2 protein-coding genes are annotated in these 1,566 nt (G+C 74.8%); one reads left to right on the top strand and one right to left on the bottom strand.

What is annotated here, in order from left to right:
• The coding region (locus AC1DY2_RS19650) for a LysR family transcriptional regulator (protein ID WP_476763940.1) at window positions 1–532 on the bottom strand (532 nt) is incomplete at its 3' end.
• Window positions 533–613: 81 nt separating this feature from the next.
• Here AC1DY2_RS19650 and AC1DY2_RS19655 point away from each other — a divergent pair.
• On the top strand, window positions 614–1,566 hold a 953-nt coding region (locus tag AC1DY2_RS19655; protein ID WP_476763941.1), incomplete at its 3' end, for an aminotransferase class V-fold PLP-dependent enzyme.

Genomic DNA, 1,566 nt, shown 5'->3' on the forward strand with positions numbered 1-1,566 from the left:
CGTCGAGCCCGCGCGCGCTGGCGCGGTGCGGGTCGTCCCGGTCGCCCGGATAGCTGAAGGTGATGGCGAGATCGGCCCGGTCGGCGCGCACGGCGGCGACCGCCTCGGGTGGCTCGGCCTCGACGTAGGTCACGCCCACGCCGGGGTGCGCCGCGCCGAGCGCCGCGATGAGGCGGGGCACGAGCGTCGCCGATGCCGACGGGAACGCGACGAGCCGCACACGGCCGGCACGAAGGCCGCGGATCTCGGCGAGCTCGCCGGCCGCGGCTTCGAGCGCGGTCKCCACCGCGTTGGCGTGCCGGGCGAGCACGCGCCCCGACTGGGTGAGCCGGATGCCGCGGCCGACCCGCTCGACGAGCGCGATGCCGGTGCGCGCCTCGAAGCGACGGAGCTGCTGGCTCACGGCGGGCTGGCTGTAGCCGAGCGCCTCAGCCGCCCCGGTGAGTGAGCCGTGCTCGGCGACCTGCCGCACCACCCGCACGGTCTGCAGGTCGAGCGCGGCGGCGAGTCCCTCGATCGATGCGTCGGACATGGTCGAATCATAACTCCATGGCATGCATATGATCACTCACCTGCGGTTGTCGAATGGATCAGCGGTGCCGAGACTTGAGCCATGTCCACCTTCCGCGATCGATTCGCCGCCGGCCGCGGCTACCTCGCCGCCTGCACGCTCGGGCTGCCCGCCGACGTCACGCGCGACGCCGTGCTGAGTGACCTCGAACGCTGGGCGTCCGGCACCGCGAGCGCCGCCGACTACTCCGCGACCCTCGAACGCGCTCGCGGCCACGCCGCGACGCTCCTCGGCGTGGACGCCGCCCGCGTCGCCACGGGTTCCCAGGTCTCGGTGTTCACCGGGCTCGCCGCGGCATCCGCCCCCGCGGGCGCCGAGGTGCTGTGCATCGACGGCGACTTCTCCTCGGTCGTGGCCCCCTTCCTCGCCCGGAGCGACCTGCGCGTGCGCCACGTGCCGCTCGCCGCCGTCGCCGACGAGGTGCGCCCCGACACGTGGATGGTCTCGTACTCGCTCGTGCAGTCGGCGACGGGTGAGATCGCCGACGCGGCATCCGTCGCCGATGCCGCCCGGAACGCCGGAGCGCGGGTGCTCGTCGACACGACCCAGGCCACCGGCTGGCTGCCGACCACCGACCTCGACGCAGACTTCATCGTCTGCCACGCCTACAAGTGGTTGGGTGCGCCCCGCGGCGCCGCGTTCGCCGCCGTCTCGGGGCGACTCGCCGACGAGCTGACGCCGTACACGGCCGGATGGTACTCGGGAGCGGATCCGTGGTCCTCCTGCTACGGGCCCGACCTCCACCTCGCCGGCGACGCGACCCGGTTCGACGTCTCCCCCGCCTGGCACGCGTGGGCCGGCGCCGAGGCCGCGCTCGGATTCGCCGCGTCCCTCGACGCCGCCGAGGTGCACGACCACGCCCTCGGGCTCGCGAACGCGTTCCGCGGGCGCCTCGGCCTCGACGCCGGTGACAGCGCGATCGTCGCGTGGCCCGACGCCGAGGGCGCCGACCTCGCGGCGCTCACCGCTGCGAGCATCACCGCATCGGGCCGGGC

The organism is Agromyces sp. P1_H4 (genome assembly GCF_056405255.1).